This is a genomic window from Microbacterium sp. Bi128 (assembly GCF_918698205.1).
On the sequence record NZ_CAKKMM010000014.1, the window covers coordinates 18,381 to 29,786 of the forward strand.

At 70.1% G+C, this 11,406-nt stretch carries 10 protein-coding genes and 1 tRNA gene; 1 reads left to right on the plus strand and 10 read right to left on the minus strand.

Translation table 11 applies throughout. The features are described from left to right. Positions 1–14: 14 nt before the first annotated feature. The 9 genes from LQV45_RS02500 to LQV45_RS02540 all read right to left on the minus strand — a co-directional run bounded on the left by LQV45_RS02500 (position 15) and on the right by LQV45_RS02540 (position 9,933). Positions 15–1,748, minus strand: a complete 1,734-nt coding sequence (locus tag LQV45_RS02500; protein WP_230005595.1) for an IlvD/Edd family dehydratase — start codon at positions 1,746–1,748, stop codon at positions 15–17. Further along, positions 1,745–3,223 (minus strand): aldehyde dehydrogenase family protein, encoded by a 1,479-nt coding sequence (locus LQV45_RS02505; protein WP_374208129.1) that lies wholly within the window; start codon positions 3,221–3,223, stop codon positions 1,745–1,747. The genes LQV45_RS02500 and LQV45_RS02505 overlap by 4 nt, the downstream gene beginning before the upstream one ends. 1 nt (position 3,224) lies before the next feature. Further along, positions 3,225–4,496, minus strand: coding sequence for an endo-1,4-beta-xylanase (locus tag LQV45_RS02510; protein WP_230005596.1), 1,272 nt, complete (start codon positions 4,494–4,496; stop codon positions 3,225–3,227). Next, entirely contained in the window at positions 4,489–4,869 is a 381-nt protein-coding gene (locus LQV45_RS02515; RefSeq protein WP_138173473.1) for a tautomerase family protein, read from the minus strand. Before LQV45_RS02515 ends, LQV45_RS02510 begins: the two co-directional genes overlap by 8 nt. Further along, entirely contained in the window at positions 4,869–5,942 is a 1,074-nt protein-coding gene (locus LQV45_RS02520; RefSeq protein ID WP_230005597.1) for a Gfo/Idh/MocA family protein, read from the minus strand. The genes LQV45_RS02515 and LQV45_RS02520 overlap by 1 nt, the downstream gene beginning before the upstream one ends. 57 nt (positions 5,943–5,999) lie before the next feature. Further along, positions 6,000–6,749, minus strand: coding sequence for an SDR family oxidoreductase (locus LQV45_RS02525; RefSeq protein ID WP_230005598.1), 750 nt, complete (start codon positions 6,747–6,749; stop codon positions 6,000–6,002). Further along, positions 6,746–7,534: a carbohydrate ABC transporter permease gene (locus LQV45_RS02530; RefSeq protein WP_230005599.1), complete on the minus strand. Its 789-nt coding sequence runs from the start codon at positions 7,532–7,534 to the stop codon at positions 6,746–6,748. The genes LQV45_RS02525 and LQV45_RS02530 overlap by 4 nt, the downstream gene beginning before the upstream one ends. A 3-nt stretch (positions 7,535–7,537) precedes the next feature. After that, the gene (locus tag LQV45_RS02535; protein ID WP_230005600.1) at positions 7,538–8,485 is read right to left on the minus strand and encodes a carbohydrate ABC transporter permease; all 948 of its coding nucleotides are present in this window, start codon (positions 8,483–8,485) and stop codon (positions 7,538–7,540) included. A gap of 77 nt (positions 8,486–8,562) precedes the next feature. Further along, complete coding sequence (locus LQV45_RS02540) at positions 8,563–9,933, minus strand: extracellular solute-binding protein (RefSeq protein ID WP_138173483.1); 1,371 nt, start codon at positions 9,931–9,933, stop codon at positions 8,563–8,565. A 184-nt stretch (positions 9,934–10,117) separates the two neighbouring features. Here LQV45_RS02540 and LQV45_RS02545 point away from each other — a divergent pair, with 184 nt between their 5' ends. Beyond that, positions 10,118–11,125 (plus strand): LacI family DNA-binding transcriptional regulator, encoded by a 1,008-nt coding sequence (locus tag LQV45_RS02545; RefSeq protein WP_230005601.1) that lies wholly within the window; start codon positions 10,118–10,120, stop codon positions 11,123–11,125. Between the two features lie 139 nt (positions 11,126–11,264). On the opposite strand, the gene LQV45_RS02550 is transcribed toward LQV45_RS02545, so the two are convergent. Next, positions 11,265–11,353: transfer RNA gene (locus LQV45_RS02550), tRNA-Ser, on the minus strand. Between the last annotated feature and the right edge of the window lie 53 nt (positions 11,354–11,406).

Sequence of the window (11,406 nt, forward strand, 5' to 3'; positions counted from 1 at the left end):
GGGCTCCTTCATGGTCAGTGGGATTCGCGCAGGACGGCCGGACCGGTCGCCCCGACGAGGAAGTCGAGGTCGGCACCGGTGTCGGCCTGCTGAACGTGGTCGACGTAGAGCTGCTCCCACCCGCGCCGGGGCGCGGCGTACGCGGCGGTCGCGGCGGACGCCGGCTCGCGCGTCTGCAGCTCTTCGTCGGTGACGAGCATCGTCAGGCTCCGGCCCGCCACGTCGAGCTCGATCAGGTCGCCGTCGCGCACGAGGGCGAGGGGGCCGCCGGCCGCGGCTTCGGGGGCGACGTGCAGCACGACGGTGCCGTACGCGGTTCCGCTCATGCGCCCGTCGCAGATGCGGACCATGTCGCGCACCCCGCGCTCGAGGAGCTTCCGCGGAAGGGGCATGTTCGCCACCTCGGGCATCCCGGGGTATCCCCGCGGCCCGCAGCCGCGCAGCACGAGCACGGAGTCCTCGTCGACGACGAGGTCGGGGTCGTCGATGCGGGCCCGCATGTCTTCGACGGAGTCGAACACGACGGCGGGACCGCGGTGACGCAACAGCGCCGGCGTGGCCGCGGCGGGTTTGATGATCGCTCCCGACGGCGCGAGGTTTCCGCGCAGCACCACGATCCCGGCATCCGGGAGAAGCGGCTCGTCCGCCGCGCGGATCACGGTGCGGTCCCAGACCTCGTGCGCGTCGAGCTCGTCGACGAACGGGCGGCCGGCGACGGTGATCGCCGTGGGATCGAGGCGATCGCGCACCTCCCGGAGGACCGCAAGGTAGCCGCCGGCGCGGAAGAGGTCTTCCATCAGGTAGGTGCCCGCGGGCTGGAGGTTGACCAGCAGGGGAACGCCCTCGCCGATCGCGTCGAAGTCGTCGAGCGTGAGGTCGACGCCCACGCGTCCCGCGATCGCGAGCAGATGCACGACGGCGTTGGTCGATCCGCCGATCGCGGCGAGCGCGACGATCGCGTTGTGGAACGACGCCTTCGTCATGACGTCCGCGGGGGTCAGGCCCTCGCGCGCGAGCTCGACGATGCGGCGGCCGGTCGCGTGCGAGTACTCCAGCAGGCGGCTGTCGGGGGCCGGGATGCCGGCGATCCCGGGCAGCGTCATGCCCAGGGCCTCGGCCATGAACGCCATCGTCGACGCGGTCCCCATCGTGTTGCAGTGCCCCCGGCTGCGGATCATCGAGGACTCGGTGGAGCGGAAGACATCGCTCGTGAGACCTCCCGCGCGCACCTCTTCGCTGAGCTTCCACACGTCGGTCCCGCACCCGAGGGGCTTTCCGCGGAACGTACCGTTGAGCATCGGCCCGCCGGGCACGACGATCGCCGGGATGCCGACGGACGCGGCGGCCATGAGCAGGGCGGGGATGGTCTTGTCGCACCCGCCGAGCAGCACCACGGCATCCACCGGATTCGCGCGGAGGAGCTCCTCGGCCGCCATCGCGGCCATGTTGCGCCACAGCATCGCGGTCGTGCGGACGGTCGTCTCGCCGATCGAGACCATCGGCAGGTTGTACGGGATGCCGCCGGCCTCGTACACACCGTTCTTGACGCTCTGCGCGACCTCGTCGAGGTGCGCGTTGCACGGCGTGAGCTCGGACGCGGTGTTGGCGATCGCGATGTTCGGCCGCCCGTCGAAGGCGTGATCCGGCACGCCGCGGCGCATCCACGCGCGGTGGAGGTAGGCGTTGCGGTCATCGCCGCCGTAGAACTCGGCGCTGCGCATACCGCGCGCGGGTCCGTCGTCGGTCATGGAGTGGTTCCTCTGTTCGGGGACGGCAGCACGAGCTCACCGTTACGGCGGTGCGGGATGCCCGCCAGAGCCTCATCGCGCAGATCGGCGGGGAGCGCCGCGGCGGGCGCCTGCTGGTAGGCGACGGGGCGCAGGAACCGACGGATCGAGGTGGCCCCCACCGAGGTGGAGGTGTTCGTCGTCGCGGGCCAGGGACCGCCGTGGTGCTGGCTCCACGTCACGGCGACGCCGGTGGGCCACCCGTCGAAGACGACGCGTCCGACGCGCTCTTCCAGAGCGGCGACGACCTCGTCGATCGCCTCGCCCGGCTGCGCGTGGAGCGTGCCCGTGAGCGAGCCGCCGACCCGGGCGAGGGCCGTGACGACCTCGTCGACCTCGTCGTACTCCACGAGCACCGTGACGGGGCCGAAGCACTCCTCCAGGAGCGCGTCGGAGCGCTCGAGGAACGTGCCGATGTCGGTCGCGACGACCACCGCACGTACGGGACCGGATGCCGCGGACGCCTGGCCCGCGACGACGCGCGCCGCCCCCTCTTCGCGGAGGCGGTCGACCCCGGGTGCGAAGGCCGCCGCGATGCGATCGGTGAGCAGGGTGAACTCGGGGCGCTCCGCGACGCGCTCCCGCAGGCGCGGGTCATCCGCGACCCCGCGCGGCACGAAGACCAGTCCGGGCTTCGTGCAGAACTGTCCGCCGCCGAGGGTGAAGGACGCGACGAGCCCGTCGAGGATCGCGTCGCCCCGGGCGGCGATCGCGCCGGGGGTGACCACGACCGGGTTCGTGCTCCCGAGCTCGCCGAAGAACGGGATCGGGTCGGGGCGCCGGGCGATCTCGTCCATCAACCCCTGCGCCCCCGCGAGGGAGCCGGTGAAGGCCGCGGCGCGGACGGCCGGTGCCCGCACGAGATCGAGGCCCGCTTGGCGGCCCTCGACGAGGCCGAAGGTCCCCGCCGGCGCACCGGCGGCGGCGAGCGCGTCGGTCACGACCCGCGCGGTCGCCCGCGACAGCTCCGGGTGGCCGGAGTGCCCCTTCACCACGACGGGGCATCCCGCCGCCAGGGCCGCGGCGGTGTCTCCCCCGGCGACCGAGAACGCGAAGGGGAAGTTCGACGCCGAGAAGACGGCGACCGTGCCGAGCGGCCGCAGCAGGCGACGCAGCTCCGGGCGCGGCGGAACCGCGGCGGGATCGGCGGCGTCGACGATCGCCTCGAGGTACGAGCCCTCCTCGATCACTCCGGCGAACAGGCGCAGCTGCCCGGTGGTGCGGGCCACCTCGCCGCGCAAGCGCTCGGCGCCCAGGTGCGTCTCACGGTCGGCGATCTCGACGAGCGCGTCCGCCTCGGCATCCAGAGCGTCCGCGACTCCCCGCAGCCAGCCGGCCCGCACCTCGCGGCTCGCGGCTCGGAGGGCCGGGGCCGCACCGGCGGCGAGGGCGACGACGTCGCTCACCCCGCCGCCGGCGCGTGCGGTTTCGGTCACCTCACCGGGCATCGGGATCGACCACGATCTCGATCGGCGTGGAGTCCGACACCTCGACGACGACGGATGCCGCGCCGCTGTCGACGCGGTACCGGCCCGCGAACCCGTCGACGGCGACGAGACCGTCGGCGTCGGAGATGAGGTCGGTCGACCCCATCCACCATTCGCCGCGGATGAGCGCGTGCAGCGCGTCGTAGGCCGGCTTGCGGCTGCCGTCGGCGCGGAGGATTCCGGCGGGAGCGCCGAGCCAGGAGCCGTGGTCGGTGATGCCCCAGTAGGTGAGCGACTCGACGGCCGGGTTCGCGAGCACCGTGCGGTAGTGGCGCACGATCTCCTCGGCCTGCCGCGCCTCCCCCTCGGGGGTGCTCGGCCACTCGTCGACGATGTAGTCGTTGAGGTCGACGATCTCGGGAGGCATGACGTCCCCCGAGAGCAGCGTCGTCTCGGTCATCTGCAGCGGCAGCCCGAACGCGGCGAAGCGCTCCAGGATCTGCGCGATCTGCTCCTCGCCGCGGAACCCCTGGTGCATGTGGGTCTGCACCCCGAGCGCATCGATCTGGATGCCGGCATCCAGGCAGTCCGCGATGAGGCGCTCGTAGTCCGCCGACAGGTCGAAGTCGTTGAGCACGAGGCGAGCATCGGGGTTCGCCTCGCGGGCGGACTCGAACGCCAGCTTCACCATCTCGACGCGGCCCTTGGACTGCGCCAAGCGCGTGACGGCGTTCTCTTCGGCGGTGAACACCGGCAGGATCACCGCTTCGTTGATGGCATCCCACAGGTCGATCACCCCGGCGAAGTTCGCCACGGTGGTGCGGACGCGGTCGCGCAGGACGTCCTCGACCTCGGTGTCGCTCAGGTCGAGCAGCCACGACGGCGTGAGCGTGTGCCAGACGAGGGGGTGGCCCTTGATCTGGACGTCGCGCGCGGCGAACCACTCGGCGGTGCGCTTCAGGCGGACCTCGTCGGTCTGCCCCCGCTGGGGCTCGTACCCGCGCCAGTAGAAGGGCAGGGTGACCGCGTTGAAGAGGTCGAGATAGTCGGCGGCCAAACGTTCGGGGTCCGGGGAGAGCGCTCCCCCGAAGTGCTCGAGTTCACGCGCGCCCTCGAGATCGGGCGCGCCCCCGATCCACTCGAGGAAGTCGAAACCGATGTTGCCGAACCCGAAGGCGTGCGCGGTCTGCTCGACCCGCGCCCGGGCGCCCGCGAGGGGACGCCCGGACGGGTCGACGAGACGCACGCGTCCACCGACGCGGCGCTGCGAGAGATCAGGCATCGGGCGTGGACTCCCCGCGCGCGCCCGGGTACCAGTCGGGAATCGTGTTCTCGGTCACCGCGATGAAGACGTCGTCGGGCCGCACACCCTCCGCCTCCAAGCGGCGCGCGACAGCGCGGAACGCCCGAGCCTTGGTCTCGTCGTCGTACATGCTGACCATGAGGATGCGAACGTAGAGGACGTCGCGACGCTCGCCGCCGAGGTAGTGGGGGTCGGCGATGATGTGATCCGCGGGCAGCGGGTGGATCACCTGGAAACGGTCCTCGATGTCCATGCCCAGGCCTTCGGCGAGACCCTGGTGCACGGCCTCGGCATACGCCAGGCGCGTGGCGACGGGGACGGTCTCGGAAACTTCGATCGTGATGAGGGGCATCAGGCCCACACCTCCTTGGTGACGCGCACGTCGGCGCGGTTACGAGCGGACTCTTCGATGGCGAGCCCGAGCAGATGGTCCTGGCAGGCGTCCGCCAGGGAGTAGGGGCCCTCGGCTTCGCCGCGCGCCCAGCGCCCGGTGAGCTCGAGGAACGACGCGACCGCGATGTCGTCCTCCGACAGGCGCGTGCCGACCCAGGGGTTCCGGTAGACGATGCGCCCCTCGAACGCGGCCGAGACGACCTCGTTGCCCTCGAGGTTCATGTCGACTCCGGTGCGGCGGTACGTGATGGGCGAGGTCAGCACGCCCTCGCTCGACAGGCGCGTGACGGAGTCGTCGACGATCTCACCGAGCGATCCGCGGACCACGAGGCGCCGGGCCAGCAGCGGATTCCACCACTGGTTGTCGACGAAGTCGTACAGCCCCATCCGGCCGTCGCCGAAGTCGATCGTGCCGATCGTCGTCGTGCGCGGCTGCGGCTGCGGGTTCTCGACCCAGCCGTCGAACGTCAGGGGGTCGGCCAGCGGGGCGGTGAACGTGCGTGCCGAGACGACGGCATCCTCCATGCCCGCACCGAGGTAGGCGCGCATGATCGACGTCGCGTGGTACAGGTGGGTCGAAGCGACCTCGACCGCGGTCGGCTCACCGATGGCGCCCGACCGCACGACCTCGAGCCGCGCCGCGTGACCCGGCATGAGCATGTACTGCTCGGCGACCTGCACTCGACCGGAGGCACCGACCGCCGCCCACAGCTCGCGCAGGCCGTCCGCCGTCGGAGCCGGCGGGGTCTCGGCCAGGACCTTGGCGCCGCGCTCGACGAGCTCGGTCACGACACCGGGCATCGACGGCCACGAGACGGAGGCGATCACGAAGTCCGGCTCGAGCGCGAGGACCTCGTCGATCGTGCGGAGGACGGGGATCCCCCATCGCTGGGCCATGCGCTCGGCGGCCTCGTCGCTGCGGGCGAGGACGCCGACGGCCTCCAGCCGGTCGGGCGCGGCGGCGGCCATGCGGATGTGGAAATCGGACCGCCAGCCGGTGCCGATGACGGCGAATTTCAGGGGAGTGCTCAAGAGGAGTCCTTCTTCTTGGGGGATGAACGAGAGAACGAAAAGGGAACGGGGGAAGGGTCAGACCTGGCTCATGCCGCCGTCGACGACGAGGTCCACACCGGCCACGAAGCTCGATTCGGCGCTGGCGAGGAACGCCACGGCCGCGGCCACCTCGTCCGGACGCCCGATCCGCCGGAGCGGCACCATCTCGGCCACCGCGGCCGCCACGGACTCGGAGCCTCCGGTGAACTGATCGAAACCCGCCGTCGCGGTGGGGCCGGGGCTCACCGAGTTGGCCCGGATGCCGCGCTCCCCCAGCTCCGCCGTCAGCGTGCGGGCGAGCGAGCGGACCGCCGCCTTGGTCGCGTTGTAGACGGCGTGGCCGGGACCGCCGTTGGTTCCCGCGATCGAGGACACCAGCACGATGCGGGCGTGATCGTTCAGCAGGGGCGCGAACCGCTGCGCCGTGAAGAACGTCCCGCGGAAGTTGAGGTCGCTGACGTGGTCGAAAGCCGTGGCATCCGTCTCGGCGATCGGGGTCGACGCGACGTCGCGCCCGGCGTTGGCGACCAGGACGTCGACGCCGCCGCTGCGCTCCCGCGCCGCCGCCGCGAGCTCGTCGAGGCCGTCGAGGCTGCTGGCGTCGGCCTGCAGCACCCGGACACGGTCGCCCCACGCCTCGCGCGCCTCGGCGATGCGCGCCGGGGTGAGCCCGGTCGTGAGGACGTCGGCCCCCTCGGCCACGAAGCGTTCGACGATGGCGCGACCGATCCCGGACGTCCCGGCCGTGACCACGGCGAACTGCCCCGCGAGCAGCCCGCGCGTCACTTGAGCGCTCCCGCCGCGAGGCCGCGCTCGAAGGAGCGCTGGAGGAGGAGGTAGGCCGCGATCACCGGCACGGCCGTGATGACCGCCGCCGCCAGGACGCCCGTCTGGTCGTTGGTGTACTGGCTCATGAAGAAGGTGGGGAGCAGCGTCACCACCTGCTTGCTCGGATCGTTCAGCATCAGCAGGGGCAGCAGGTAGGCGTTCCAGCTGTTGATGAGGGTCAGCACGACCACGGCCCCCGCGATCGGGCGGGTGAGCGGGAGCACGATGTGCCAGAACACCCGGACGATGTTCGCGCCGTCGATGCGCCCCGCCTCCATCAGCTCGGTCGGAATGCCGTTGAAGAAGCTGCGCGCGAGGAGCACCGTGAAGGGCACCTGCAGGGCCGCGAGCGGCAGGATCACGGCGATGAGCTCGTTGTACATGTCGAACTTTGATGCGGTGACGAACAGCGGCGTCAGAAGGACCGCCTCGGGCATCGTCAGCGCGACGAGAAGGAGCCAGAACCAGATCTCCTTGCCGGCGATCCGCAGCTTCGCGAAGCCGAACGCGGCGAGCATCGTGCACACGTAGACGAGGGCGATCGTCGAAGCGGCGATGATGATGCTGTTCAGGAAGTAGACGTGGACGATGCCGGTGGCGAAGACCTTGGCGTAGTTGCCGAAGCCCTGGCCGGCGAGCGACCCCTGCACCATCGCGATGAGCGGGAACAGGTACGGCAGCACGATCAGTGTCGCGAGGAGCTGCAGGCCCCAGCGCGAGGATCGGGAGCGGATGTCGAACATGGATCAGGCTCCTTCGGACTGTCGGTTGATCCGGTTCATCAGCAGACCGCCGCCGATCGCCAGCACGAGCAGGGCGATCGAGATCGCCGCGGCGTAACCGAAGTGCTTCTCCTGGACCATGGTCTGGAAGATGTAGGTGCCGAGGAACTCCGTGGCGTGGTTGGGCCCGGCCTTGGTCACCAGGTACGGCACGTCGAACGTCTTCAGCGCGCCGATCACACCGAGCACGGCGAGGGCGACGGCGGTGCCGCGGCACATCGGCCAGACGATCGACCAGAGCGTGCGGATGTTGCCGGCCCCGTCGACCCGCGCGGCCTCGAGGATCTCGGGCTCGATCTGGCTCATCGCGGCGTAGAAGAGGATGAAGGTCAGACCCGTCCACTGCCAGATCGTGACGAGCATGACGACCGCCATCGCGGTGACGTTGCCGGCCAGCCAGGGCTGGGTGAGCGAGCCGAGGCCGATCGCCGAGAGGATGCCGTTGAACGACCCGTTCGCGTCGAAGATCAGGCGGAAGACGGGAGCCATCGTCGCGGGTGCGAGGACGGTGGGGACGAAGATGATGACCTTGTACAGGGGCGCGAGGTGGATGCGCGAGTGCATGATCGCCGCGAATACGAAGCCGATGACGGTCTGCGCGGTGAAGGTGACCACGAAGAAGATCGCGGTGTGCCAGATCGCCTGCCAGAAGACGGTGTCGCCGAACATCGCGACGTAGTTGTCGCCTCCGACGGACTCCGACGGGCTGAGGATGAAGCCGTTCCAGTCCAGCGTGGAGACGTATCCGGTGTAGCCGATCGAGAAGTAGATCATCCCGACGACCAGGGCGAGAGCCGGCAGGATCCAGGGAAGACCGCCGGGGTAGGGGGACTTCCGCCCGCTGCGCGGGCCGCGTCTCGCGTCGCGTCGCGACCGACCCGCGGTGACGAGGGTTTCTGTGAGGGTGCTCATGTGCTCTTCCTTGAGTCGGGCAGGGGTCCCCTCCGTGGGCGGGAGACGTCCCGCCCACGGAGGGGTGGCAGCACTGGTTACTTCTGCGAGTCCACGACGGACTGCAGGCCGGCCAGTGCGGCGTCGATGGTGACGTCACCCGTGGCGACGCCGATGAGAGCGTCCCGGAAGGCGCTGTTCAAGTCGGCCGAGACCGTGGCGAACCGCGGCTGCGACGACGAGGCCGCGACGTCGGTGTACTTCTGGAGCGCCTCGAGCTGGACCGCGGGGGTGACCAGGTCGATCTGGTCCCACTGGGGCTGGATGCCGAGCAGCGACGGGATGTCGTTGAGCGTGTTGGCGACCGTCTGCTGACCGGCTTCGGTCGTGGTCAGCCACGTGACGAAGGTCTTGGCCGCGGCCTGCTGGTCGGACTGGGCGCTGATGGCGAGACCGTAGTCGGCGTCACCGAACATGTTGCCGGTGTTGCCGGTGCCGGCCACGTCGGGGAACTGGATCGGGATCATCGTGAAGGGTTCGGGGTTGGACACGCCCGCGGCCTCCATCGCGCCGATCATCGTGTCGCGCACGGTGTACTGCGTGTACCAGGTGCCCATCATGACCATCGCGTACTGGCCCGACATGAAGGCGTTGCTGGCGTCGGGGTACTGCTGGAGTCCGACGGCGCCTTCCTGCATGATCCCGTCGTCGAAGAGCGACTTCCAGATCTCCATGCCCTCGGTGAACGCCGGGTCGGTGTAGGACCGCTGGCCGAGCGAGGCCTCGATGTACGCACCGGGCTCGACGTTCTCCATGATCGCCTCGAAGGTGTCCATGTCGAACGCCCACTGTCCCGCGCCCTGGACGAAGCAGCCCTGGCCCGCGGCCTGGAACGTCGCGCAGACCTTCTTCCACTCGTCCAGCGTCGTCGGGGGCGTCAGCCCCTGAGCGTCGAACATGTCCTTGTTGATCCAGATGCTGCCCGAGTACACCGAACCGGCCGAGAGCCCGACGACCTTGTCGTCGACGACGAGTCCCTCGACTCCGGATGCCGACAGCTTCTCGCGCCAATCCGCGCCGAGCGACTCCTCGACCACGGGACCGAGGTCGATCGCACCGGCCTGGAAGGTCTCGACGCCGCCGTTGGCCGAACCGGGAGCGACGTTGAAGATGTCAGGGCCGTCGGCCGAGGTGATGGCGGGTCCCATGACCGAGTCGTAGTTGTCGATCGGCTTCGAGACGAACTCGACCTTGATGTCGGGGTACTCCTCGTTGAACGCCGCGATCAGCTGATCGGCCACGGGCTTGTCCGGCGTCCACCCCCACCACACCAGATCTCCCTCGGTCGCCGAACCCGAGTCACTCCCGCCGCCCGAACCGCCGCCCGAACAGGCGACGAGCGACAGCAGGGCGATTCCTGCGACAGCCGTCGCGCCGACACGGCGCCACGGGGATGTCTTCTTTGACATGGATTTTCTCCTCTTGTGCTGCAGGTGTGGTGCGCCAGCGATCGTTGCATGGCGCACGTTTTGCATCGCAAGTTTTACCGACACTGGAAGCAACTTGTTGCGCAACTTGCGTGATGGTTATAGTAGATCCACCGCCGCTCCGCGGTCAAGTGCCCTGGGGGCGTCGGACGGGAAGAGGGAGCACATGTCGCAGCGCACCGCCACGTTGGCGGAGATCGCCCACGTCGCCGGAGTCTCCGTGCCGACCGTCTCGCGCGTCCTCAACGGGCGCCCGGGCATCTCCGCCCCCAAGCGCGAAGAGATCGAGAAGCTGCTCGAGGAGCGCGGTTACGAACGACGCAAAGCCCGTCGCGAAACTTCTCTGCTCGATTTCGTGATCGTGAGTCTCGAGACGCAGTGGGCCACCGAGCTCTTGCGCGGGGCGCAAGCCGAGGCGGCCCGCGCGGGGGCCGATCTCGTCGTCACCGCCACCGACGGCTCACCGGCCGGCTCCCCCGAGTGGCTGCAGCGCGTCGCCGGACGCGGCACCGACGGGATCGTCATCGTCGTCACCGAGATCGACCCGGTCGGGCGCGACGAGCTCGCCCGGCTGAACGTGCCCGTCGTGCTGGTCGACCCCGTGGGCACCGACACCGAGTCGTTCGTCACGGTGTCTGCCGCCGACTGGTCCGGGGCACGGGATGCCACCGACCACTTGCTCGATCTCGGACACACGCGCATCGGGTTCGTGACCGGCCCCCTGAACCTCGAGTGTCATCAGGACCGGCTCGATGGCTACATGTCGGCGCTCGGACGCCGGGGCATCGTCCCCGATCCGTCACTGGTTCGCATCGGCGACTCGCTCACCTCGGGCGGCATCCGGTTCGGTGGGGAGCTGCTCGACGCCCCCGACCGTCCGACCGCGATCATCAGCGGCTCCGACGAGCAGGCCTACGGCATCTACCTGGCCGCGCGCGAGCGGGGTCTGAGCGTGCCCGAGGATCTCTCCGTCGTCGGCTTCGACGACGTCGACCTGTGCCGCTGGGTGAACCCGCAGCTCACCACCGTCCATCAGCCGCTGGCCGGCATGGCATCCGAGGCCGCACGCCTGGCCCTGGCCATGTCGCGCGGTGAGACGATCGCCAACCGCCGCGTGCAGCTCTCGGCCGAGCTCGTCGTGCGGGAGTCGACGGCGCCGCCGCGGGAGGTGTAGCCGGGTCGGGCGACCGGATCGAGGCGCTCGTCAGGCGATCGAGTTCACGACACCGCGGCACGATCATCGCGTCCGGGCCGATCGCCCCTGGCGACGCGCACCAACGACGAAAGCCCCGGCGAACCGGGGCTTTTCGCGGCGGAGACGGAGGGATTTGAACCCTCGGTCCCCTTACGGGGACTCCACCTTAGCAGGGTGGTGCACTAGGCCTGACTATGCGACGTCTCCAGGTGATCGACGCCGGAGCGCGAGCACACCGGTCCATAGTAGCCGCTCGGGGC